The organism is Flavobacterium sp. UBA2787 (genome assembly GCA_002352205.1).
GTDB lineage: Bacteria > Bacteroidota > Bacteroidia > Flavobacteriales > Flavobacteriaceae > Flavobacterium.
The window spans coordinates 11,761-38,401 of sequence record DEHZ01000001.1; the positions used below are offsets into that span (position 1 = coordinate 11,761).

Annotated in this window: 16 protein-coding genes; 13 read left to right on the forward strand and 3 right to left on the reverse strand. The window is 33.5% G+C overall.

Annotated elements, in window-relative coordinates; all coding sequences use genetic code 11:
- Window positions 1-2,154, forward strand: a complete 2,154-nt coding sequence (locus B4N66_RS00080) for a DUF3857 domain-containing protein (protein WP_291091490.1) — start codon at window positions 1-3, stop codon at window positions 2,152-2,154.
- A 40-nt stretch (window positions 2,155-2,194) separates the two neighbouring features.
- Here the strand turns inward: B4N66_RS00080 and carB are convergent, their stop codons facing one another.
- Together carB and rpmH are read right to left on the reverse strand one after the other, a co-directional pair.
- On the reverse strand, window positions 2,195-5,047 hold the full coding sequence (gene carB / locus B4N66_RS00085; RefSeq protein WP_291091492.1) for a carbamoyl-phosphate synthase large subunit: 2,853 nt from the start codon (window positions 5,045-5,047) through the stop codon (window positions 2,195-2,197).
- Window positions 5,048-5,149: 102 nt separating this feature from the next.
- The gene (gene rpmH, locus B4N66_RS00090; protein ID WP_026710894.1) at window positions 5,150-5,311 is read right to left on the reverse strand and encodes a 50S ribosomal protein L34; all 162 of its coding nucleotides are present in this window, start codon (window positions 5,309-5,311) and stop codon (window positions 5,150-5,152) included.
- Window positions 5,312-5,468: 157 nt separating this feature from the next.
- Between rpmH and B4N66_RS00095 the strand changes: the two genes are divergently transcribed.
- The 12 genes from B4N66_RS00095 (at window position 5,469) to B4N66_RS00155 (ending at window position 26,274) form a co-directional block, all read left to right on the forward strand.
- Window positions 5,469-5,984 (forward strand): DUF2892 domain-containing protein, encoded by a 516-nt coding sequence (locus B4N66_RS00095; protein ID WP_291091494.1) that lies wholly within the window; start codon window positions 5,469-5,471, stop codon window positions 5,982-5,984.
- Window positions 5,985-6,367: 383 nt separating this feature from the next.
- Window positions 6,368-7,753: a T9SS type A sorting domain-containing protein gene (locus tag B4N66_RS00100; RefSeq protein WP_291091495.1), complete on the forward strand. Its 1,386-nt coding sequence runs from the start codon at window positions 6,368-6,370 to the stop codon at window positions 7,751-7,753.
- 876 nt (window positions 7,754-8,629) lie between these two features.
- A complete protein-coding gene (locus B4N66_RS00105; protein WP_291091497.1) occupies window positions 8,630-11,755 on the forward strand; it encodes a glycosidase in 3,126 nt (1,041 codons plus the stop codon).
- Window positions 11,756-11,773: 18 nt separating this feature from the next.
- Window positions 11,774-13,189 carry an Ig-like domain-containing protein gene (locus B4N66_RS00110; protein WP_291091499.1) on the forward strand — a complete coding sequence of 472 codons (1,416 nt, stop codon included), beginning with the start codon at window positions 11,774-11,776 and terminating at the stop codon, window positions 13,187-13,189.
- Window positions 13,190-13,224: 35 nt separating this feature from the next.
- Entirely contained in the window at window positions 13,225-14,040 is an 816-nt protein-coding gene (locus B4N66_RS00115) for a glycoside hydrolase family 16 protein (RefSeq protein ID WP_291091501.1), read from the forward strand.
- A 34-nt stretch (window positions 14,041-14,074) separates the two neighbouring features.
- The gene (locus B4N66_RS00120; RefSeq protein WP_291091503.1) at window positions 14,075-17,548 is read left to right on the forward strand and encodes a hypothetical protein; all 3,474 of its coding nucleotides are present in this window, start codon (window positions 14,075-14,077) and stop codon (window positions 17,546-17,548) included.
- Entirely contained in the window at window positions 17,548-18,798 is a 1,251-nt protein-coding gene (locus B4N66_RS00125) for a glycosyl hydrolase family 17 protein (protein ID WP_291091505.1), read from the forward strand. The genes B4N66_RS00120 and B4N66_RS00125 overlap by 1 nt, the downstream gene beginning before the upstream one ends.
- Before the next feature lie 3 nt (window positions 18,799-18,801).
- Complete coding sequence (locus B4N66_RS00130) at window positions 18,802-20,313, forward strand: glycoside hydrolase family 30 protein (RefSeq protein ID WP_291091507.1); 1,512 nt, start codon at window positions 18,802-18,804, stop codon at window positions 20,311-20,313.
- Window positions 20,314-20,338: 25 nt separating this feature from the next.
- On the forward strand, window positions 20,339-22,705 hold the full coding sequence (locus B4N66_RS00135) for an MFS transporter (RefSeq protein ID WP_291091509.1): 2,367 nt from the start codon (window positions 20,339-20,341) through the stop codon (window positions 22,703-22,705).
- Window positions 22,695-23,630 carry a glycosyl hydrolase family 17 protein gene (locus tag B4N66_RS00140; RefSeq protein WP_291091511.1) on the forward strand — a complete coding sequence of 312 codons (936 nt, stop codon included), beginning with the start codon at window positions 22,695-22,697 and terminating at the stop codon, window positions 23,628-23,630. Before B4N66_RS00135 ends, B4N66_RS00140 begins: the two co-directional genes overlap by 11 nt.
- 124 nt (window positions 23,631-23,754) lie before the next feature.
- A complete protein-coding gene (locus B4N66_RS16355) occupies window positions 23,755-25,452 on the forward strand; it encodes a family 16 glycosylhydrolase (protein ID WP_324522882.1) in 1,698 nt (565 codons plus the stop codon).
- A gap of 120 nt (window positions 25,453-25,572) precedes the next feature.
- Window positions 25,573-26,274, forward strand: a complete 702-nt coding sequence (locus tag B4N66_RS00155; RefSeq protein ID WP_291091513.1) for a TlpA family protein disulfide reductase — start codon at window positions 25,573-25,575, stop codon at window positions 26,272-26,274.
- Here the strand turns inward: B4N66_RS00155 and B4N66_RS00160 are convergent, their stop codons facing one another.
- Window positions 26,275-26,640 (reverse strand): sulfite exporter TauE/SafE family protein, encoded by a 366-nt coding sequence (locus tag B4N66_RS00160; protein ID WP_291091515.1) that lies wholly within the window; start codon window positions 26,638-26,640, stop codon window positions 26,275-26,277.
- Between the last annotated feature and the right edge of the window lies 1 nt (window position 26,641).

The window sequence follows — 26,641 nt, forward strand, 5'->3', positions numbered from 1 at the left end:
ATGAAAAAAATTCTACTTATCTGTCTTTTTGTAACTGTTTCGTTATCTGCTCAAGACGATGTTAAAATCAGAGATTTCTTTTGGGGAAAAGACGATCCACATTCTAAAACAATGACTATTCCTGATAAATGGAAAAATGAATCAGCGGTAATGATTTATAAATATGAATTTCACGATTATCACAAATTCGGATCAAATGTAAATTATACTTCTGCATTGCGGAACAGAGTAAAATTGCTCGATGAAGCTGCAGTAAAAGAATTTTCAGAATTCACGTTTAAAGAACGCTTTTCTTCCGACAAAGGCTGGAGCAGACGTGCCGGAAAAAACAGATTAGGTATAAAAGTTATAAAACCGAATGGCAAAGAAACAATCATTGATGTAAGCAAAGAAGCCGTTGATGCCGATAAAGAGAAGAAAATTGCCATTCCAAATTTAGAAATAGGTGATATTATTGATTATTATTTACACTCCGAAGAACCGTTTAAATCACAATTAGAAACGGGTTTTGATCCGGTGGAAAGAACATTGGGTGACGTGTATCCAATTATGGATTATAAGCTCATTTTTCAAACTGAAAACGATTTCTTTTTGAATTTTGCCACTTATAACGGAGCACCGGAACTCAAAGAAATTCCGAGTAACAAGGGTGGCGAACGTCATTATGAATTTGTAGCCAAAGACATTGAAAAAAATGAATTTCCAAGATGGTTTTATCCATTGATTGAATTACCATGTTACAAATTTCAAGTGTTTTTTGCACGATCGGGAAAATTTGAAAAACGAGCAGAAGCCTTTCTTTCTGAAAAGGAAAGTATAGTAAAATCAACCGTTTCTAAAGAAGATGTTTTTAATTATTATAACACAAAATTTAAACCTCAAGGAAATACAAAGGAAATCGAAAAGTTTTTAAAAGGCAAAACATTTAGTTCTGATGAAGAAAAAATAAGAGAAGTATATTATTTTTCTAGACATCAATATTATACACTTTTTATAGAAGCTATTGTAGGAGAAGATGCAAAAATACTTCAAAATACACTTACTCATTTATATAGCAATTATACTTTTTTTAGAAATGAAGAGGTATTCATAAACTTTTTTATGGCTTTTTTAAAAGATAATAATATTTCCTATGATATTGTCATTGGCACACCGAGGTATAATGGCCCTATTACAGATATGCTAATACAGCAAAATGTAAAGTTATTACTTCGTGTGAATACACCAAACCCTATCTATTTAGAGTATTTTTCACCTTACACTTCTGCTGATCAATTTGATTATAGCCTAGAAGATACAGAAGCTTATTTATTACAAATTTCAAAAAATAAAAAAGTAGTTGACTCTGAATTAATAAAACTTCCTAAATCAACTAAAAGTGATAATATTTCTAAAAACATTACTAAAGTAAAATTTAACGAAGACTTAAATAGTTTTAAAATCGAAAGAGAAAACAGTTTATCCGGACATTACAAAAAAAGTGAACAATCAGATAAATTATATTTCTTTGATTATGTGTATGAAGATTATGAAAAATATGGAACTTTATCGGTAATTGAAAGGTTTAAAAATAAAAAATATGAGGCAAAACTTCAAAAAGAATTTGATGCTTATATTGCAAAATTAAAGGAATCTCAAAAGGAAAGATTTACCAATGCGGTAAAAGATGAGTTGGGACATGACATTGAAGACTATAGTCTATCCATCGAAAACACAGGAAGATTTGGTAGTAAAGAACCAATGAAGTACAAAGAATCTTTTACGATAAAAGACCAATACATCAAAAAAGCCGGCAATAATATAATTGTAGAGTTAGGAAAGTTCTTAACCTCTCAGATTGAACTCTCTGAAAAAGAAAAAAACAGAACAAATAATATCTACATGAGTTTCCCGAGACAAATTGTACATGAAATTCAATTTGAAATACCGGAAGGCTACACCGCTTCAGGTTTGGATAAATTCAATAAAAATGCAGAAAATGAAACGGGCGGATTTATTAGTTCAATTTCACAAAATGGAAATTTAATTACCATCAAAACCACAAAATCGTATAACAATTATTATGAACCAAATAGTAATTGGAGCAAAATGATTGACTTTTTAGAAGATGCTTTTCAATTTACTCAGGAAAAAATTCTATTAAAAAAGAATTAAAATAAAATACCCCGTTCAATTTAGACGGGGTATTTTTTTATTATCGACTCAAATACATTTTTCGTCTGGAATACAATTCATAGAATTGATCGTCTTTTAAATCTTCAATAAACAAAATACTTTCTCCTGTTGATTTCATTTCCGGACCTAATTTTTTGTTTACACCGTGAAATTTACCAAAAGAAAAAACAGGTTGTTTGATGGCATACCCTTTTAATTGCGGATTAAAAGTAAAATCGGTTACTTTATTTTCACCTAACATTACTTTTGTAGCATAATTTACATACGGTTCGCCATACGCTTTTGCGATAAAAGGCACTGTTCTCGATGCTCTTGGATTTGCTTCAATAATGTAAACCGTGTCATCTTTAATAGCAAATTGAATATTAATTAATCCGACCGTTTTTAAAGCTAAAGCTATTTTTTTGGTATGATCTTTAATCTGTTGCATGACAAATTCGCCTAAGTTAAACGGAGGTAAAGTAGCGTTACTGTCCCCGGAATGAACTCCACAAGGCTCAATGTGTTCCATGATTCCGATAATGTAAACATTTTCACCATCACAAATTGCATCTGCTTCGGCTTCAATTGCACCATCTAAATAATGATCTAAAAGCAATTTATTACCGGGAATATTTTTTAATAAATCAATCACATGCTCCTCTAATTCTTGCTTATTAATCACGATTTTCATTCCTTGTCCACCCAAAACATAGGAAGGCCTAACTAATAAAGGAAAATCTAAAACATCAGCCAATGCGGAAGCTTGATCCGCATTTTCAGCTACTCCAAATTGAGGAAAAGGTATTTTTAATTCGGATAAAAGTTCAGAAAAACGACCTCTATCTTCAGCTAAATCTAACGCATCAAAACTAGTTCCAATGATTTTTATGCCGTAACGATCTAATTTTTCTGCTAATTTAAGAGCAGTTTGCCCGCCTAATTGAACAATCACACCTTCCGGTTTTTCATGTCGAATGATATCGTAAATATGTTCCCAAAAAACAGGTTCAAAATATAATTTATCGGCTGTATCAAAATCAGTTGAAACCGTTTCCGGGTTACAATTAATCATAATTGTTTCATAACCACATTCTTTGGCCGCCAAAACGCCGTGAACACACGAATAATCAAATTCGATTCCTTGACCAATTCGGTTTGGTCCCGAACCAAGTACAATTATTTTTTTCTTATCGGTAACAACACTTTCGTTATGAACATATTTTTCTCCTGTAACGTTTTCAATTTCAGCCTCAAAAGTGGAATAATAATAAGGTGTTTTTGCTTTAAATTCTGCTGCACACGTATCAACTAATTTATACACACGACTGATGGAAAATTCTTCTCTTTTGATATAAACCTGACTTTCTAAACACCGAATCATATGAGCGATTTGTCTGTCAACAAAACCTTTTTGTTTAGCTTCAAGCAACAATTCTTTTGGTAAAGTTTCAATTGTATAGGTAGAAATTTCTTTTTCCAATAAATGAAGTTCTTCATATTGTTTCAAAAACCACATATCAATTTTAGTAATTTCGTGAATGCGACTCAACGGAATTCCGATTTGAATGGCATCATAAATCACAAAAACTCGATCCCAACTGGCATAGGTTAATTTTTCAATGATTTGATCATAATTTTTATACCCTTTTCCATCAGCACCCAAACCATTTCTTTTAATTTCAAGTGATTGAGTCGCTTTATGAAGAGCTTCTTGGAACGAACGACCAATTCCCATCACTTCTCCAACCGATTTCATTTGAAGACCTAATGTTCTGTCTGCTCCTTCAAATTTATCAAAATTCCATCTCGGAATCTTTACAATTACATAATCTAATGTAGGTTCAAAAAGTGCCGATGTAGATTTGGTAATTTGGTTTTGCAACTCATCCAAATGATAACCCAAAGCCAATTTAGATGCTATTTTCGCAATCGGATAACCTGTTGCTTTAGATGCTAATGCGGAAGATCTTGAAACACGTGGATTGATTTCAATCGCAACAATATCCTCTTTTTCGTCAGGAGAAACGGCGAATTGAACGTTACATCCACCGGCAAAATTTCCGATACTTCGCATCATCAAAATCGCCATATCTCGCATTTTCTGGAATGTTTTATCCGATAATGTCATCGCCGGAGCAACGGTAATACTGTCTCCTGTATGAATTCCCATCGGATCCATATTTTCAATTGAACAAATAATAACAACATTATCATTTTGATCACGAAGTAATTCTAACTCATATTCTTTCCAACCCAGTAATGCCTTGTCAATCAAAACTTCGTGAATCGGAGAAGCTTCTAAACCTCTGGTTAATAATTCGTCAAATTCTTCTTTATGATGAACAAATGCAGCACCTGAACCACCTAACGTAAATGATGGACGAATCACCAACGGAAATCCGAATTCCTGAGCAATCTCTTTTCCTTTTAAGAACGAAGTGGCAATTTTTGCAGGGGCTGCTCCTACTCCAATTCGCTCTAATAATTGTTTAAACTGCTCTCTGTCTTCCGTAATATTGATGGCATTGATGTCAACTCCTATTAATCTTACATTAAAATCGGCCCAGATTCCTTTTTCTTCAGCTTCCAAACATAAATTTAAAGCAGTTTGTCCTCCCATTGTAGGAAGAACCGCATCAATGTTTGGATGTTTTTTTAGAATTTCGATAATCGATTTTGTAGTTAATGGCAATAAATAAATATGGTCGGCCATTGATGGGTCGGTCATAATGGTTGCCGGATTGGAGTTTATTAAAATAACTTCAATTCCTTCTTCTCTAATGGAACGTGCGGATTGTGAACCTGCGTAATCAAATTCGCAAGCTTGACCAATAACAATAGGACCTGAACCTATGATTAACACCGATTTTATTGAATGATCTTTAGGCATGTTGTTGTTTTATAGTAGTTTAGTTGTTTTTTGAGTTGACAAGTTATAAAAAAAAGGCGTTACTAAAAAAAGTAACGCCTTTATTATGATTATTGCTAATCATTATTTTTTGTGTCTTGGTTCGCAGGAAACAGTCAATTTGTGTCTTCCTTTGGCTCTTCTACGAGCAAGGACTTTTCTACCATTTGCAGTAGCCATTCTATCCATAAACCCGTGTTTATTTCTTCTTTTTCTTTTCGATGGTTGAAACGTTCTCTTACTCATTGTTTTGTATCTTTAAAATCGTGTATAATTTTCTTGTGTTGGGTTTCTTAAAAACCGAGTGCAAATATACAAAGACTTTTTTTTCTCACAAGCAGTTTTCTAAAAATATTTTCAATTCATTTTATTACCTTTGCAAACACAAAAAAATAATGTCGTTATGTTTCACAAAAATATCAAATTAGTACTTGTAGTAATTCTTGTAACATTAGGAATTTGGCAGTTTACCGAAAATTACATTGGAAACGGTATATTTCTTATCCTATTAACAATAATTCCGATTTTTTTATATTTTAAGAATGAATTTATCCTCTTGGCTTTCTTAAAATTGAGAAAACAAGATTTTGCTGGTGCTAAAAACTGGTTAGATAAAATAAAAAATCCAGAAACGGCATTAGTAAAGAAGCAGCAAGGGTATTATAATTATTTACACGGATTGATGGTTTCACAAACCAATTTAAATCAAGCCGAGAAATATTTTAAAAAAGCAATTGAATTAGGCCTTTCTATGGATATGGATTTAGCGGTTGCTAAATTAAATTTAGCCGGAATTGCTATGTCGAGAAGAAGAAAAATAGAAGCGACCAATTTGTTGAATGAAGCGAATAAACTTGATAAACAAAAAATGTTGAAGGAACAAATCACAATGATGAAACAACAGTTGAAAAAAATATAAGTAGAAAAGAACTTAAAATACTTAAAAACGATTTGTAATTATACAGATCGTTTTTTTTGTTCATTGTACTTCTTTAAAACTTAATTCCTAGTTTAAGGAAATATTCAATTTTTAAAATAAGTTAAATTGTAAAGGCAAACGTTGTAGTTGATAAATTCAACAAAACTTACCTATACAAAAACTATACAAAAGTTGAAATTGACTAAAAACAAAAAGCCTTGAAACTATAAGTAATTACGGAAAAGTCCATATAATAAGCTATTTCTACACATTAAGAAAATAACATCGAATTGTATAGTTAAAATATACAGAAATGTAAATTTCATAATTAATTAATACTTAAATTTGGAATTATAAAATATTAACTCAAAAAAATAAATATTATGAAAAAAATTACTTTACTATTTATCCTTCTGACTTTTTCATTAGGGTTTTCACAGGACCTCTTATTAGGCTTTGAATCAGGAGAAAGTGGTGGCGTAAATGGAGATCCATTCGGCGGTGGTCCTGCACCAGTTGTTGAAGCAGGTTCAGGAACCAATACTTCACAAGTTCTAAAAATCACAGGCAATCCGGCAGGCGAACCTTGGCAAGGAATAAATTTAAACCTAACATCACTAGTTAATTTGAGTTCAACCCAGACAATGACTATGGATGTATTTTCTGATACACCAATAACATTTTTAGTCAAAGTAACTGGCGGTGTTGGAGGTCCAGGAATTGTAGCTGCTGCAGCATCCCACCCAGGTGGAAGCACTTGGGAAGAAGTTTCCTTTACATTCAACACATCGTTGGATGGACAAGCAGCTCCGGCAAGTGGAGTTTACAGTGGTTTTGTAATACACACTTATTGGGCTCCAGGTGCAGTAGGCTTTTTTAATCCAACTGTGCCTACACCAGCGAGAACTTTTTATGTAGACAATATTAAAGGTCCACTAGGTACTCCACCAGTAGAACCAGAACCAGAAACTGCGGCTCCAACTCCACCAAACAGACCAGCAGCAGATGTTAGATCTTTATTTAGTGATGCATATACACCCGTAACAGTGATGGGTTACTCAGGAGGTGATGATAATACCTATAATACTTCTTGGTGTCCTGGAACAACTAGTTTAGTACAAATTGAAGGAAATAATACAAATAAAATAACAGGTTTAGGATGTGAAGGGATAGCTTTTCTTGCAGGTAGATTCGATGCGACTGGATTTACTCGTTTTCACATTGATATATGGACTCCTACTCCAACTCAAGACAGAGTTTTTAGTTTTAAATTTTCTAACTGGAATAATACAACAGGAGAAACAAATGCTTACGAATATACTGCTACAAACGCAAATGTTTTAACAAGCGGTGCTGAAGGATCATGGATCTCAATTGATATCCCTTTTTCTGCCTTTAGCTGCATAAATACACCACCGGGCAATGCTTGTCCAAGTGTTTCTGATTTTGCACAATTTGTTATAACTTCAGATTTAGGTGTTGTATTTTATGACAACTTATATTTACACAAAAACACATTAGGTGTTTCTAGTTTTGAAGCGTCTAATATCAAAATGTATCCAAATCCAGCAACTACTAACTTTACAATTGAAGCACAAGATTTAGTAAGCAATGTAAGCATTTACAATGTACTAGGTCAAGAAGTAATTAAAAACAATCCTAACAATAATCAAGCTACAATTGATATCTCAAGTCTTCAGGCTGGAGTTTATGTTGTAAAAGCAACGATTAATGGAGTTGTTTCAACTTCAAGAATCATTAAAGAATAACTAAAGTATTTGATTACAAACAAAAGCTGTCTCTTTAAGGCAGCTTTTTTTTATTCTAAGTTCTTCTTAATTTTGAGTAAATAAATAGTAGTATCAAACTCTAATTTTGTGCTTAATTTTTCATTCTAAAAAGAAACTTAAAACAATACCGTTTTACAAATAACGTTCTTTTATCTAATCAATGATTTTGATCAATCAAAACGATGAATAAATTATTATAATTAATAAAAATACTCATAATCAAATGTTTATAATTATTAAAATCGTAAATAATACTCTATCATGGAATATTCATTTGGGAAGCCAATTTAAGTTGTACAGAATAATTTAGATCGCGTTTTTGAATATCTGACACAAAACGACATTTCTTCTAAAAACAAGCTCATTAAATCTCAAATAAAACAATACAAAAAACAAAAATTCAACTATACACCACCTCAACATTAACGTTTGAATCCTTTTAGAAACAGAAAAAAAAGCTGAATACAATCTTTCTAAATTTATTGAATATAGAGATGTAATTCCTTTACAAAAGGGGTTCAAAATTCCTAACACTCAAATAACAAAAATTTTGTAAATTCACAGTTTAAATCCTAAACATAAGGTCTTTAAGCACGAAACGTTAAACTTTGTTAAAGTGAAATTTGAATAGACAAACTATTCTTTATACAAAAAAATCACAATGATTTTAAGTGTTATTCTTGATTGTAATAATTAAAATAAGTTCAAAATTCTGAAATTATGTTGGTGTGTATATTTTTTGTTGAGGTTAATATATCAATAATGTAATATTTCATTACTATTTTTATAGAATCAAAAAATAATCTAGCAACTTTTTATATATTTCATTAATCTTTTTTTAAACTAACAAACCAAATGAAAAAAATAATTTTATTACTCCTATTTTGGTGTTATTCTCAATCTATTTTTTCGCAAACAGAAAAAGTGTACGTAGACTCGAATAATTCACAAATGAAACTTAAAGTCAATGGTAAGGATTTTATGGTAAATGGAATGAATTGGGACTATTTCCCAATCGGAACTAATTACTCCTATAGTTTGTGGAATCAACCCGATGCTATAATTCAAGAAGCTTTAGATGAAGAAATGGGACTGCTCAAAAACATGGGAGTAAATTCTATTCGTGTTTATACCGGAATTCCAAAAAAATGGATAGAATACATCCATTCAAATTATGGGATCTATACGATGCTAAATCATTCCTTCGGAAGATACGGCTTAACATTAGATGGTGTTTGGACCCCAAATACCGAGTATAGCAACGAAAAAACTAAAAAATTACTTTTAGAAGAAGTAAAACAAATAGCAACTGATTATAAAGATACAAAAGGACTTTTGTTATTTTTATTAGGTAACGAAAACAATTATGGATTATTCTGGGATGGTGCAGAAACAGAAAACATTCCGATTGAAGACAGAAAATCAACTGTCAGAGCTAGAGCCATGTATAAATTATTCAACGAAGCTGCTTTGGCAATGAAAGCCATTGATCCGAATCATCCGGTGGCTTTGTGTAATGGTGATTTACTTTTCTTAGATTTAATTGCTGAAGAATGTAAAGACGTAGACATTTTTGGAACAAACGTTTACAGAGGTGTCTCTTTTGGCGATTTATTTGATCGTGTTAAAAAAGAATATGGTAAACCAGTCCTTTTTACAGAATTTGGAGCAGATGCATTTAATGTAATTACCAATCAAGAAGATCAAAAGTCTCAAGCTTATTATTTAAAAGGAAATTGGAAAGAAATCTATGAGAATGCTGCTGGTTTAGGAAAAGCAGGAAACTCATTAGGAGGTTATACTTTTCAATTTAGCGATGGTTGGTGGAAATTCGGCCAAACATCTGGTTTAGATGTTCACGACACTAATGCTTCATGGTCAAACGGTGGTTATCAAAAAGATTTCTCTGAAGGAGAAAACAATATGAACGAAGAATGGTTCGGAATTTGTGCAAAAGGCCCAACCAACGAAAAAGGTTTATATCAATTATATCCGCGTGCAGCCTATTATTTATTGAAAGATCTACACAAATTCGAACCATATGCACCTGGAGCTAATCTGGAAAGTATTAATTTACATTTTGGAGATGCACAAATCATGGATGCAGCCTTGCGAGCAAGAGGCGATAAAGCAGCCATGGGAGGAAATGATTCACAGGTTCTAAGAATAAGTAATCTTAGAGCGGAGTTTACTACATTTAACACTGGTGGTAGCTTAATTACAACTCCTGAATCAGATAATCCGGATACTAACGAATATCCTAATCAATTAGGCTTTGATCACATGCAGTCTTACTTTATTGGTGTAGAAGGAAAACCTTCTGCAAACATGACAGCTAACGTAAATGTGAATATATTAGGTCGCGTAGCTGAAAATCCTATTAATGAAATTTTCTACGAAAACAGAGGTCGTGCACAAAACGTTGAAACCGCAGATGGAAGAGTTTTATCTACTGATATCAACAGAGTTCAAATATATAATGCTTCTTACAACTGGAACGCTAAAGACTTCGATTTAAGAGGTTTCTACAGAGTTGGTCATTATCATTGGGGTTACGAAGGAGATTTCTTTGGTCTTTATCCTGAAGCAAACTACGGACCAAATTTAGATATCTACAACGGAGAAACACTTGGTTTTGAGATTGATGGAAAAAGAAGTCTGAAAGGATTAAAAGCAGCGTTCGGACCACAATTATGGTGGGGAGCTAACCCGGCTTATTTACTAAAATATGCTAAACAAATCGGAAAATTTAATGTAGCTGCAGTTTACCACGAAGATATTAATCAAGCCGAAGTTTCTCAATCAGTTTCCTCAATCGCATTTCCAATACCAAAAACACGAAGAGCAACAATTTATGTACAAAGAAAAATAGGAAGCTTAGGAATCGAATTAGGCGGTATATGGGGAGGAGAACCTTTAAATGGTAGAGAATTTCAAATCATGGATGGTGATGTTGTAAAAGTTGATAAAATTAATTCTAAAGATAATTGGGGAGGAAAAGCAAAACTTACCTTTTCAAAAGGAAAATTTAATGCTTATACACAAGGAGCTATACAAGGTCTGGTAGCTAATGGAGGTGCTGATGCTACACAAACCTTCACTGGTTGGAGATTAAAAGATACTGGAAGCGGAAACCAAATGAACTTCCTAGCTGGTTTCACTTACAATGTAAATACAAATCTACAAATTGCACCTAACTTTTTATGGCAAAAGCCATTAGTTGAAGCAATGCCAAACGGTGTAGACGCTCCAGGAAGATTAAGAAATATCTTAGACGACCCATTTATAGTTAGAGGAAATAGAGAAACTGTTGGTGGTGAACTTTTACTTACTTATGACCCAACTCCGGGAACTTGGATGTACGAATGGAACAATGACATGGTAGAAGATGCAAAATTTGCATTTAGTACTGGTTTTGTTTACCGTCATTTACCAACTACTCAGGATGCTGCAATTGGATTTTTAGCAAATCGTTCTTCTTTTGCATTTGAAAGATCTGCTCCTGCAAAAGATTTATGGGAATCAAATACAAGAATTGTTTCAAAATTAACTCCGGATTTTGGTTTAATAGCCAACATCTATTTTGGAAATGGACAAGCCAATGGTGATTCAGAAAGAACAATTAACAGGGTTGGTGGAGATGTAAGAGCTATTTACAGAAAAGTAAAAGTTGTTACTTCGTTAAAATTAAACGACTGGGGACCATTTGATTACCACAGAGATTTCAACTTAACTTATCCATTACAAAGTGCTTTAGACATTTCAACTTCTATTGGAAAACCAAACTGGTTTATTTTACCGGATACAAGAATTGGAATTATGGGAATTTGGCGTTCACTTGACCAATATTCTCCAAGATATTCTCCAGCAGCTGTTCCGCCAAACACTTTCCCTGCTGTACCTGAAATAAGTCCTGTTGGATTCGGAAAAGGTAATGAATGGGAAATTAGAACTTACATTCATATTAATATTGGAAAATAATTTTAAAAAATTGAAAAAATGAAAAATAGAAAAATTAATTATTTAGTAAAGACTTTACTCTTAGGATTGGTTTTAGTTACCAGTCTTAATTGTGAGAGAGATTTGTCCGATGAGGCAACCGATGCGACTTTTGCTAAAACAGCAGAAATTTTCACGGATGATTTTGTGGCCATGGGTAGTAATTTTTATTTTCCTTACGGAGATTCAAAATTCACAGCTTTTTCTGTTGATTTAGAAGAAGGATATGAAAGTAATTCCTCGGTTCGTATTGATGTACCGAACGCAACCGATCCGGAAGGTGCCTACGCTGGAGGTATTTTTAGAATTGATGGTGCCGGTCGAAATTTAACCGGATACGATGCACTAACTTTTTATGCTAAAGCTTCGCAAGGGGTTACAGTAGGTGAGTTTGGTTTTGGGGAAGATTTTGATCAAAACAAATACATGGCAACAATTACTAACGTGAGTGTTGGAACAAATTGGACAAAAATTATCATTCCAATTCCGGATGCTGCAAAGTTATTGCAAGAAAGAGGCATGTTTAGATATGCAGCCGGCACAAATGGCACAAATGGTTTTGGTTATACGCTATGGATAGATGAATTAAAATTTGAAAAATTAGGAACTATCGCTCATGCTCAAGCTTCTATCATGAATGGAAATAATGTGTCTGAAACAACTTTTGTTGGCGTAAACTCAAATGTAGAGGGTGTGATTTCAACTTTCAGCTTACCTAACGGTACTAATCAAGTAGTAAATTTAAGTACAGCCTACTTAGATTTCAGCTCATCCAATCCTAATGTAGCAACTGTAGATGCAAATGGTCTAATAACATCTGTAAGTCCGGGAACGGCAGTAATTACGGCTACAATTGATGGCGTAGCAGCAACCGGAAGCTTAACGATTAACTGTGTGGGTACATTTGTTCACGCTCCTACACCACCGCAAAATCAAGCAAATGTTATTTCGATATTTTCAGATGAATATACAAATGTGCCTGTAAATTACTATAACGGTTACTGGCAACCATGGCAGACTACTGTTTCAAATGATTTTACAGTAAATGGTGATAATATACTAAATTATACCATATTTAATTTTGTAGGTATTGAGTTTAGCAGTCCTACCGTTAACGCAACAGCTATGACTCATATTCACTTAGATGTTTTTATTCCAGGTCCTATTGCTCCCGGAAGAGAACTCAGAGTTATTGTGGTTGATTTTGGTGCAGGTGGAGTTTTTGGTGGTGGAGACGACACAAGACATTCTACAACTTTTACTGCTCCAACATTAGTTTCGCAAAATTGGATTTCTATTGATATTCCGTTTGCAAACATGCCAAATTTAGCAAGTCGATCTCATTTAGCACAAATTATTTTAGAAGGTGGCGACGGTTCAGTTCTTTATGCTGATAACATCTATTTTTATAACTAATATAATTTCTAATTTACTTCATAAAAAAACAAAAAATGAAATTAAAATATATATCAAATAAAAAAGGATTACTTTTTGCTAGTTCATTTCTATTGCTCTTAGCATGCTCTGAAGACGAAAAACAACAAGTAATTACTAAAACTCAATTAGTAATGCAGGAGGAGTTTGACACAAACGGAGCTCCAAATCCTGCTTTGTGGAGTTTTGAAATTGGAACGGGTAATAATGGATGGGGTAATAATGAACTACAATATTACACTGATAGACCTGAGAACATTGTTATAGAAGACGGTATGTTAAAAATTACTGCTCGTCAAGAATTGTATTTAGGTTCTTCTTATACCTCAGCAAGAATTTTAACTAAAGGTAAATTTGAACAAAAATACGGTCGAATTGAAGCTCGTATAAAATTGCCATGGGGAAAAGGATTATGGCCTGCATTTTGGATGCTTGGAGCTAATATTGATGAAGTGGGTTGGCCGCAATGTGGTGAAATAGACATCATGGAATACCTAGGAAATCAACCAACCAAAATATTAGGAACCGTTCACGGACCAGGTTATTCTGCAGGTGAATCTGTATCTAAAACATTCACGCTACCCAACAGTAGGTTTGACACCGATTTTCACATTTTTGGTATCGAATGGGGTGAAAACTATATCAATTATTATGTTGATGATGTTTTATACAACCAAATTACTCCGGCAGATGTTAATGGTGAATGGGTATTTAATCAACCTTTTTATATCATCTTAAACATGGCTGTTGGTGGAAATTTACCGGGTTCGCCAAATGCAGATACTTCCTTTCCACAAACGATGTTAGTTGATTACATAAGGGTTTACGAATAATTAAAATCTAAAAAAGTCGGAATTTCAAATAATTATGAGCCAAAGTAGGTATACTATGAATGTTGAAGAATTAAATATAGATACGAAATCAATCTCCATGGAAATGGTTACAGTCAAGGGTGAAAACTATTATAAAATAGTTAATTCCGATACTATGCGGCCATTTTTCATGAGCATTGTCAGTGATTCCAATCATTGGATGTTTATTTCCAGTAATGGAGGATTATCAGCCGGAAGAAAAAATGCAGAATTTGCCCTCTTCCCCTATTACACCGATGATAAAATCACAGAATTTGCCGATATCACCGGAAGTAAATCGATTTTTCAAATTCAGTTGGAAGACACTACTTTAATTTGGGAACCTTTTTCCGAACGATTCAATGATAAATACAACATCAGTAGAAATTTATACAAGAATACGTACGGTAATAAAATCGTATTTGAAGAAATTTTTCATGATTTGCAACTCACGTTCAGATACCATTGGAATTCGAGCAATGCTTTTGGCTTTGTGCGAACTTCAGAAATTATAAACGATTCAAACAAAAATTATAAAATTACACTGTTAGACGGAATTCAAAACATTCTTCCTCATGGTGTTGAAAGCGGTTTGCAAGCAACTACCAGTAATTTGGTAGATGCTTACAAACGCAGCGAATTAGAAGAAAACAGCGGATTAGGAATTTTTGCACTTAGTGCTATTATTGTTGATAAAGCCGAACCGAGCGAAGCTCTCAAAGCCAACATCGCTTGGTCGTTAGGATTAGAAAATCCAACTTATTTACTATCATCCAAACAAGTTCCTGCTTTTCGTAAAAATCAAAAGCCAAAAACTGAAACAGATATTAAAGGTGAAAAAGGAGCTTATTTTGTTTCTACTGACTTGAATTTAGAAAATAATTCATCTAAAAGTTGGAAAATTATCGCCAATGTCAACCAAAATCAAGCTCAAATAATTGAATTAGCAGAATCTATTTCTAATGATAAATCGCTGGAACAAAAAGTGGTTGATGATGTAAATCTTGGGACACAAAACCTCATTGCCTTGAATGCAACAGCGGACGGTTTGCAATTTACAGCCGATTCCAGAAAAGATTCGCGTCATTTTTCTAATGTGCTGTTCAACATCATGCGAGGTGGAATTTTTGATAACAATTATCAAATAGAAAAACACGATTTCACTAATTATCTTTCCAAGGCAAACAAACTCGTTTTTGAAAAAAACAAGTCATTTTTAAACAATTTACCTAACACGTTCGATTATTCTCATCTACAACAACGCATTGAAAAGTTAGATGATGCCGATTTAGTTCGTTTGTGCACAGAATACCTTCCGCTAAAATTTAGTAGAAGACATGGTGATCCAAGTCGTCCGTGGAATAAATTTTCCATCAATACCAGAAGCGAAATTGACGGTTCAAAAATTTTAGATTACGAAGGAAATTGGCGTGACATCTTTCAAAACTGGGAAGCTTTAGCCTATTCTTTTCCTGAGTTTATTGACGGAATGATTCATAAATTCTTGAATGCTTCCACTTTTGATGGATATAATCCGTATCGCGTAACCAAAAGCGGTTTCGACTGGGAAGCCATTGAACCCGACAATCCTTGGTCGTACATTGGTTATTGGGGCGATCATCAAATTATCTATTTATTAAAATTTTTAGAGTTTATTGAAAAATACCAACCCGGTAAATTAAATTCCTATTTTGATAAAGATTGTTTTGTGTATGCTGCCGTTCCTTACACGATAAAATCATACGAAGAAATTCTTCAAAACCCAAAAGACACCATTGGATACAGCCATGAATGGGAAGCCAAAATTAATTCCCGAAGAAATGCCATTGGTGCAGATGGTGCGTTGTTAAGAGACAATAACGACGAAATTTATCATGTTAATTTGATTGAAAAAATACTGGCTACCGTTTTAGTAAAAATGTCCAATTTCATTCCCGAAGCCGGTATTTGGATGAACACTCAACGTCCGGAATGGAATGATGCCAATAATGCGTTAGTTGGTAACGGTGTTTCGATGGTAACTCTCTATTATTTAAGAAGATTTTTGAAATTCTTTGAACAATTATTAGAAAATTCAAATCAAGAAACCATCAAAATTTCTAATGAAATGGTTGAGTTTTATCATGCCATTCGAGAAAATTTGATAGCTTTTCAACCGTTACTTTCATCATCTATAAACAATCAAGATAGAAAAAAAATATTGGATGCTTTAGGAAATGCTGCTTCCGATTACCGTCATCAAATTTACAATAGTGGATTTTGGGGTAAAAAGAGAACGCATTCTATGGCTGGTTTAAAAACATTTACTAAAGTAAGCTTGGCATTCATCGAACACGCCATCAAAGCCAATCAACGACAAGACAAATTATATCACGCTTATAATTTGATGTCAATTGAAAACAATGGCGTTACCATTTCCTATTTACCGGAAATGTTAGAAGGTCAAGTGGCCGTTTTAAGTTCACGATTTTTAAACGGAAAAGAATCGCTTGAGGTTTTGAATGCGTTGAGGAATAGTTCGTTGTATCGCAAAGATCAAGAAAGTTATATTTTATATCCAAATAAAGAATTACCCAAGTTTTTAGAAAAAAATAGCATCCCAAAAGAAAGAGTTGAATCTTCTGAATTGTTGAAAAATTTACTTCAAAACCAAAATTTTCAATTAATCAATAAAGACATAAAAGGTGGCTATCATTTTAATGGTAATTTCCATAATGCTAATGATGTTAAAAATGCTTTAGAAGAACTTGGAAAGCAAGAACAATTGAAAGATTTAGTTGCCAAAGATGCTGAAAAAGTGTTGCAAATTTTTGAACATGTATTCAACCACAAAGCATTCACAGGTCGTTCAGGAACGTTTTATGGTTATGAAGGTTTGGGCTCAATTTATTGGCACATGGTTTCTAAACTTTATCTTGCTGTTTATGAAGTAACTGAATCAGCTATTGAAAACCAAGAAAATAAAGACGTTATTGACCAATTAATTTCCCATTTCTATGAAATTGGAAATGGAATTGGCGTTCACAAATCACCTGAGGTGTACGGTGCTTTTCCAACTGATCCTTATTCGCACACACCATTTAACAAAGGTGCTCAACAGCCTGGAATGACCGGTCAAGTGAAAGAAGATATTCTAACTAGAATTGGGGAATTAGGTGTGAAAATGAACCAAGGAAAACTTCAATTTCAACCAAATTTATTACACAAAAGTGAGTTTTTAACCCAGCCAAAGGAAGCTACTTTTTCATTGGTAAACGGTCAAACAAAAACCATTACAATAGATAAAAATTGCTTGGCTTTTACATTCTGTCAAGTACCGATTATTTACAAAATTGATCAAGTAAATGGTATCAAACTTATTTATCAAAACGGAGCTGAAGATATGCTTGGAAGCTTAGAATTAGACTATAAAAACAGTAAAAAAGTTTTCGATAGAACCGGAGAGATTACGCAAATTACAGTTTCATTAACCGAGAATAATTTGCAATAATGAAAAAGTTGATTTACATCATATTACTCATGGTTCTATCATGTAATCAAAAAGACAATAAAAATATAGTCTCAAAAGAAATTACAGCCCAAATGATTTTAGGAAATGAAAACTATCAAGCTATTTGTTACGGAGGATATCGCACAAATTCACGTGAGATTCAACCCACAGTAGCAGAAATCAAAGAAGATTTAAAATTACTATCCGCCTTAAAAATAAAAGTACTTAGAACGTACAACGTTCATTATGAAGAAGTTTCCAATTTATTAAAAGCTATTACCGAATTAAAAAAAGACGACGCCAATTTTGAAATGTATGTCATGCTCGGTGCTTGGATTGATTGCAAAAACGCATGGACAAATTTGCCTCCAATTCATAACGAAGAAAGCGATCGCAATGCCATTGAAATTACCGAAGCTGTTCGATTAACCAATCAATATCCTGATGTAGTAAAAATTATTGCTGTTGGAAATGAAGCGATGGTAAAATGGGCAACTAGTTATTATGTTACGCCAAATATCATTTTAAAATGGGTAAATCATCTTCAGAATTTGAAGAAGGAAAATAAATTACCTAAAGACGTTTTAATTACTAGTTCAGACAATTTTGCTTCTTGGGGAGGCGGTGGAAAAGAATACCATGAAGAAGAATTAAATCAATTGATAAAAGCAGTTGATTATATTTCGATGCATACATATCCAATGCACGACACACATTACAATCCAGTTTTTTGGGGAATAAAAGAAAGTGAGCAAACGTTAACAGATAAAGCAAAGATTGATGCTGCGATGCTTCGTTCGAGAAATTACGCCATCGATCAATACAATAGTGTGGTGGCTTATATGAAATCAATTGGTGTAAACAAACCGGTTCATATCGGAGAAACCGGCTGGGCATCGCAATCCAACGAACATTATGGAAATGAAGGTGCCAAAGCGACTGATGAATACAAATCAGCACAATTTTACAAATTGATGCGTGAATGGAGTAACAAAGAAAAAGTTTCCTGTTTCTATTTTGAAGCTTTTGATGAAAATTGGAAAGACAGTGCCAATCCTGAAGGTTCAGAAAATCATTTCGGACTGATTAATTTACAAAACCAAGCAAAATATGCACTTTGGGATGAAGTGGATAACGGAACTTTTAAAGGTTTAACCCGAAACGGAAAACCAATTACTAAAACCTACAATGGTGATGAAAAAGTATTGTGGTTGGATGTAAAAATGCCTTCATCCATTTTAAAAAACTAAACAATGAAGCAAAATAAAAACATAAAAATCAATTTTAAATTTTTAACCATTCCGTTACTTATGACCTTTTTTATGGCAAGTTGTTCCGATACAAAAGAAATAGAAATTGAGGTTTATGAAACTTCTGAAGCAGGAAATTCACTGACAAAAATTACTGAATTTTCAGCAAATGAAAATCCGACAATCATCAACATCAATCCCGAAGAAACATTTCAAACCATTACGGGTTTTGGTGGATCATTTACAGAAGCTTCGGCTTATCTACTTAATAAACTTAGCAAAGAAAACAGAAAGAAAATTTTGGATGCTTATTTTAGTGAAGAAGGTGCAAAATATTCCTTAACCCGAACACACATTGCATCATGTGATTTTTCATTGAGTAATTATACTTATGCCAAAGTGGAAAACGACACTTTAATGGAACATTTCACCATAGAAGATGATAAAGACGATTTAATTCCGATGATTTTAGAAGCAAAAGCGATTTCTAAAGATGGATTTAAAATCATTTCTTCCCCATGGTCTTGTCCTCCTTGGATGAAAGATAACAAAAATTACGTTGGCGGAAAATTATTACCCGAATTCAACGATGCCTTTGCGTTGTACTTTTCAAAATATTTAGATGCATATAAAAAAGAAGGAATTGATATTTGGGGAGTTACTGTTATCAACGAACCACACGGAAACGGAAACAACTGGGAAAGCACTCACTTCTTACCAGAAGAAATGACTTTGTTTGTACAAAATCATCTCGGACCAAAATTAGAAAAAGACGGTTGGAAAGACGTAAAAATCTTCGGCTACGACCAAAACAGAGCAGGACTTCCTGAATGGGTGGATGCGATGTATAAAAACGAAGAAACTTCCAAATATTTTGCAGGAACGGCGATTCATTGGTATGAAAGTACCTATGATTTTTTTCCTGATGCGTTGCAATATGCTCACAAAAAAGCACCCAATAAATATTTAATTGAAACCGAAGGTTGTGTGGATTCTGAAATTCCACATTGGCAAGACGATGCTTGGTATTGGAAAAAAGAAGCCACCGATTGGGGCTGGGATTGGGCAAGTGAAAAAGATAAACATTTACATCCAAAATATGCCCCCGTGAATCGTTATGCTACTGATATTATCGGTTGTTTAAACAATTGGGTAGATGGTTGGATAGATTGGAATATGGTTTTAGACCGTCAAGGAGGACCAAATTGGTTTAAAAACTGGTGTGTTGCTCCTGTGATTGTTGATCCGGAAAAAGACGAAGTGTATTTCACACCTTTATATTATGTCATGGCACATTTCAGCAAATTCATGCGTCCGGGAGCTGTAAAAATTGGATGTACGATTAATAATGAAGAGTTAATGACAACTGCAGTTAAAAATCCAGACGGAAGTATTGCTGTTGTTGTTTTTAATCCGACTGAAAAGCCACAAAGTATTCAAATGAATATTGGAAATCAAATAAAAAACACAACTATAAGTGCAAAGGCATTGCAAACTATAGTTGTCAAAATGTAGGTAATAACAAACTAAACAACAATTTATGTCAAATAGTATTTCTAACGGAAAAGTGCCAATGGGACAAAAAATCGCATTTGGATTGGGAATGTTGGCCAATCAAATGTTTCCTGCTGCATTAGGTATATTTATGGTTGTTTTAGTGCAAGATTTAGGATTTCCAACATGGATGTGGGGAGTTTTATTTTTTTTACCTCGAATATTCGATTCGATAACTGATCCAATCATGGGTTTTATTTCGGACAATACCAAGTCTAAATGGGGTCGAAGACGTCATTATGTATTTATTGGTGCAATTATAATGGCTATTTCTTTTATTTTGATGTGGCAATTAGAAAGAGCGGATGGGATAACCTATAACTTTTATTATTTCTTACTCTGGTCGTTGATGTTCTATTTAGGACTCACTATTTTTAGTGTTCCTTATGTGGCGATGGGATATGAAATGAGTAATGACTTTCATGAACGCACAAGTATAATGGCTGTCTCTCAGTGGATTGGTCAATGGGCATGGGTAATTGCTCCTTGGTTTTGGGTAGTAATGTATGATCCTTCATGGTTTTCTTCCGCAGATGTAGCCGCACAAACATTGGCAATATGGGTTGGAGTTGGTTGTGGTCTTTTGGCAATTGTACCTGCAATCTTTATAAAAAGTGAATCCACCATAAATGATGATAATTTAAAGCCTTTGACAATGAAAAACATTGGCTCAAGTTTCAAAGAAATTATCAAAGGTTTTCAAGAAGCATTTAAATTAGAACCATTTAGAAAATTATGTATTGCTACATTTTTTATTTTTAATGCATTCAATACAGTTGCATCATTTTCATTTTTCATAATCGTTTATTATTTGTTTAATGGTGACGCTGGTGCTGCGTGGATTTGGCCAACACTTTTTGGCAGCATTGGTGCATTAGCAACCACATTTTTAGTAATACCAATTGTTGCAAGAATGTCAAAAATGATGGGCAAAAAGAATGCCTTTTTAACATCACAAGGTATCTCAATTTTTGGCTATATTTTACTTTGGTTTCTTTTCGTTCCAGGTAAACCTTACTTGTTTTTGATTGCTTTGCCTTTCTTTTCATTCGGTATCGGAGGATTATTTACCTTAATGATGTCGATGACTGCGGATGTTTGCGACTTAGATGAATTAAATTTTGGTCATAGAAGAGAAGGAATTTTTGGTGCAATTTATTGGTGGATGGTAAAATTCGGATTTGCCATTGCCGGCGGTTTAAGTGGATTAATCATGTATTTGGTTGATTTTACGCCGAATGCTCCAACTCAACCGGATGGTGCCGTAGATGGATTGCGATTATTTTTCTCTGCCTTTCCAATAGCAGGAACTTTGATTGCAATGTATGTTATGAGAAATTATGACATTACTGAAAAAAGAGCGATGGAAATAAGTGCAGAATTAGCTAAAAGAAAAGCAAATAAAAATATAGAATCATCTTCATACATACCCGGAAAATTAAAATCTTTACTAAATAATAATGTAACATCATTTGGAAGTAGTGAACTTAACTTAAAAAACGAATCAGATTTAAAAATTCTTTATTCAGAAATGTTAAACAAAGGATTACACGGACTTTGTTTTAGTCCTTATGTTGAAGGTCAGCAAGCAGGTGACATTCTTACAGCAGATCAAATAAAGAGACGATTAGATATTATTACACCTCATACCAATTGGATTCGCTCATTTTCTTGTACAGAAGGTAACGAGTTAATACCCGAAATTGCTCATCAAAAAGGCTTAAAAACAGTAGTTGGTGCATGGATTAGTGACGATAGAGTTCGAAATGAAAAAGAAATTGATACATTAATTAAACTTGCAAAATCCGGTTTAGTTGACATTGCTGCTGTTGGAAACGAGGTATTACATCGAAATGAAATTTCTGAGCAAGAACTTATTACTTACCTAAAAAGAGTGAAAGAAGCAGTACCAAGTATTCCTGTAGCCTATGTTGATGCCTATTATCAATTTTTAGACCGACCTGATTTAGTTTCAAATTGCGATGTGCTTTTGGTGAACTTTTATCCTTTTTGGGAAGGTGCAAATAATGATTTTTCACTTTCTTATTTACAAAATATGATGGAGTTAACTCAAACCATTTCAAAAGGAAAAAAAATCATAATTGCAGAAACAGGTTGGCCAAGTAAAGGCGAAAATGTTCAAGAAGCTATTCCATCGGAAATAAATGCAATGAAGTATTTTATAGCTTCTCAAGAATGGGCAAAAAGCAATAACATAGAATTATTCTATTTCTCCTCTTTTGATGAATCATGGAAAGTGAAACAAGAAGGAACTGTAGGAACAGCATGGGGAATTTGGGATAAAAACGAAAAACTAAAATTTGAACTTAAAACAGATACATATGTCATTTAGAGAAGGTCACTATTTTTCATTAGATGAAAATAAAAATTATTCGGATGGTGTAAATGTTCATCAGGAAGTTCAAATCGCTGATTATACTCCTGAGGATTTATCTAAATTATGGCTAAAAACATTAAATAAAGGCATGCATGGCATTTGTTTTAGTATGTATGAAAATGATCAAAAACCTGGTGACATAATATATGGCGAACAAGTAAACCGACGTATTCAAATCTTAAAACCCCATGCCAATTGGGTGCGATCCTTTTCTTGTATTGAAGGAAATGAACACATCCCTAGAATTGCTCATCAAAACGGAATGAAAACCTTAGTAGGTGCTTGGCTTGGAAATGATTTAGAAAAAAATGAAATTGAAATCGAAGCTTTAATTTCACTGGCGAACGAAGGTTGTGTCACAATTGCTGCCGTTGGCAATGAAGTAATGTACCGTAACGATTTAACCGAAGACCAATTATTGGAATACATACAACGTGTGAAAGAAGCCCTTCCAAATATTCCGGTTGGTTACGTGGATGCCTATTACGAATTTTCACATCGTCCGAGAATTACCGAAGCCTGTGATGTAATTTTAACCAACTGCTACCCCTACTGGGAAGGTTGCCCTATTGAACATTCTTTTAATCACATGATAAGCATGTTTGAATCTGCTAAGCATGCCGGAAATGGTAAACGAGTGATTATTACCGAAACAGGATGGCCAAGTCAAGGTGGATCGCTTAAAGGTGCTGTGGCTTCTCATGAAAATGCTATGAAATATTTTATCGATACTCAAAATTGGTCAAAACAAAACGATATTGAAATTTTCTACTTTTCCTCTTTTGATGAAGGTTGGAAGGTTGGTCCCGAAGGCGAAGTTGGTGCTTACTGGGGATTATGGGATAAAAATGAAGAATTAAAATACCAAGGTGAGAAATAAAAAAATTATATCCTCTTAAAAAAATTACACACATAAGCCATACAAACTTATATGTTGGTTAAAAATTCAGTTAAAGGATATTCCTTTAAAATTAAAAAAAACGCTACGAAAATTTGTATGTATCATGAAAAAAACTATCCTTTTTGCTCTCTTTTTATTCATTTTTATGACTTCACAATCTAGTAATGCTCAAGTTGATGTTGTCTACACCGATTTAGTTTGGTCTGACGAATTTGAAACAAACGGAGCAATCAATTCTACTAAATGGCATCATCAAACGCAATTACCAAATGGCGGAAGTTGGTTTAATGGTGAAGTGCAACATTATACAAACCTAATTTCAAATTCATTTGTAAATAATGGTTTTCTGAACATTGTGGCAAAAAAAGAAAATTATACCTATCAAGGAGTAACAAAACAGTATACTTCTGCCAGATTAAACTCAAAATTTGCATTTCTATATGGTCGAGTTGATATCCGAGCCAAAATACCAACCAATCTTGGAACTTGGCCTGCATTATGGCTGTTAGGGAAAAATGTAAACGAAGACGGTGGTTTTTTTGATGCAGAATTTGGAAATACAGGTTGGCCGGCCTGCGGCGAAATAGATATTATGGAACACGGAATTACGCAATCACAACCTGCGGGTTACATACAAAGTGCCATTCACACGCCTTCTTCCTTTGGAAACACCATTAATCATGGCGGAACAATTGCCTCAAATCTAGGAAATGATTTTCATGTGTATTCAATGAATTGGTCTCCATTTGAAATTACATTTCTACTTGATGGTGTAGCATTTTACACCTATAATCCATCAGTTAAAAACGCTAATACTTGGCCATTCGATGCAGAACAATATTTACTTTTAAATATCGCTATGGGTGGAGTTGCAGGAAACATTCCGTCAAATTTCACACAAGCTACGATGGAAATTGATTACGTTAGAGTTTATCAAAACACGTTGGTTGATACTGAGGCTCCAACTAATTTTACTGCTACTGTAGGAGCGGTCACTAGCTCAACTATTGAACTTTTACTCAACGCAGATGACAATTCAGGTAATGTAGCCTACACAATTAGTTATGGTAGTCAAAATATTACTACAGCAAATCCTTCCGGCGAAGAGAAATCAGTAATCGTTCCAAATTTAATGCCAAACACAACCTATGACTTTTCTGTATCGGCTAGTGATGTTTCTGGGAATGAATTTGCGAACAATCCTATTCTTTTGAGTGCCACAACAACCGAAGTAATTGGTTGCTCAGGAACAGACAACGAAGCCCAACAAGGAATTTTTTCAATTGGCTATAACTATGCTTTTGAAACGATCGGAAACGATGTTAAAATCACTTTTGAATTATTAGATACGGATAAAGTAGGAATTGTAGCTTTCTTGTGGAGACAAACTCCATTTACCGAATACCAAATGACAAATGTTTCAGGAAATATCTACACGTACACAATTACCAATCAAACAATAGGTTCTACTATTAGCTATGCTACTAAATTTGCTTATGCCGGTGGATTATCAGTAACCAGTTATTTTTCGTATGTTGTAGGAGACGATTGCTCGCTTTCAATTGAATCTTCTCAAGAACTGGATTTATTTTCTTTTCTTAATCCTGCCACAGATTATATGTACTTAAATCAAAATGTTTCAATTGATAAAGTAGAAGTTCATAATTCACTTGGTAAATTAGTTTTGGTTACTTCAACACCAAATGATTCTATCAACATCAAAAATTTATCAAAAGGAATATATTTAGTAACAGTTTTTCAAGGAGATAAAAAAAGTGTCAAAAAAATGATTGTGAAATAAAGTAGGGCATATTTTGTGGCTTATTTTTTACCATTTGACTTATTAACAGGTTATTAACCAATAAATTTTGGTTTTGTTAATAAAATTAAATAGCTTTGTTTGAATCAAATTACTCTAAATATGAAAAGAATTATTCTCATATTAGTATTTGTTACCTCAAACTTAGACTTACTTAGTCAAACAGTTCTGGAATCTCCAAAATCATTTACTGAGGCTGTTCGAACAAACTTTCTCAAATATAGAATACAAAGTAATGAAGCCTATCGCGTTGGTGATTTTGAACGAGGTCAATTTTTGTTTGATAGTTTAGTTCAAAATCAACTTATCGGATCCAAATTTAATGACTACACCTTAAAAAGAGTTGATAACCGAAAACTCAAAATGAGTAAGGTTAAAAAACCAATTTTCTTAGTAACCTACGCAGCTTGGTGCATTCCAGGAAAAGGTGAAATTCCAGCCTTAAATAAACTCGCAAAAGAAAATAAAGATGTTGAATTCATCGTAATTGTTTGGGGTAAGAAAAAAGAAGCCCGAAAATTTGCGAAAAAATTTAACAGTCATATAGAGATCTGTTACGCTCACAAAAATTATAAAAACGATAATGAAATCGTAGAAAACATGAGAGAAACATTAGGCTTTCCAACCTGTTACATGATTGATGAACATCTTCAAGTTGTAAATATAAAAAGAGGTTCTGCTTCTACTCCACTAAAAACACCTACAAAAAAAGCGGTAGAAATGAATTATACTGTTTTTAAAGATCGGCTTTCGGAGTTAATAAAATTCAAACAAGACAAAAAAGAATTGTTAGTAACCAATTAATTATTTCCCAAAAATAAGTTTTCCGGCAACAAAAAGAAGAATAATTCCAAAGATTTTCTTCAGAATTTTTTGGTCAATTTGAACTGCAAATTTGCTTCCAATGTAACCGCCAATTACAAAAAAGACGGCAATAACTGCGGCATATTTCCAATCTACATAACCTTCTTTATAATAATTAAAAGCGGCTATAGCTGTTACAGGAACTGCCAAAACAGCTAAACTTGTTCCTTGTGATTGATGTTGAGACATTCCCATCATTACCAATAATGGAATCATAATAATTCCGCCTCCAACACCAACTAACCCACTTAAAATTCCGGCTAATAATCCGATACAAAGCAACAAAAACAAAGTTGAAATTGTCATT